The following is a 289-nucleotide window of genomic DNA, read 5'->3' on the forward strand; positions in this document are numbered from 1 at the left end:
TGGCGCTGCTGTTCCTGTTCGGCCGTTCCGGCTGGCTGGGCTGGACCGGATGGCAGGTGCCGTTCACGACCCCGGCCGTCGTGCTCGCTCAGGTGTTCGTCGCGCTCCCGTTCCTCGTGCTGGCGCTGGAGGGTGCCGTCCGCACATCGGGCGTGGAGTACGAGCGCACGGCGGCCGGGCTCGGGGCCGGGAGCTGGACGATCCTGTGGCGGGTCACGCTGCCGCTGGCGGGTCCGGGACTGCTGTCGGGAACCGTGCTGTGCTTCGCGCGGGCGGCAGGCGAGTTCGG

At 73.0% G+C, this 289-nt stretch carries 1 protein-coding gene; it reads left to right on the forward strand.

Features of this window, described 5'->3' with window-relative positions:
• On the forward strand, positions 1 to 289 hold a 289-nt coding region (locus KI686_RS16480; RefSeq protein WP_237590398.1), incomplete at both ends, for a molybdate ABC transporter permease subunit.

The organism is Polaribacter sargassicola, assembly GCF_021991835.1.
GTDB classification, from domain to species: domain Bacteria; phylum Bacteroidota; class Bacteroidia; order Flavobacteriales; family Flavobacteriaceae; genus Polaribacter; species Polaribacter sargassicola.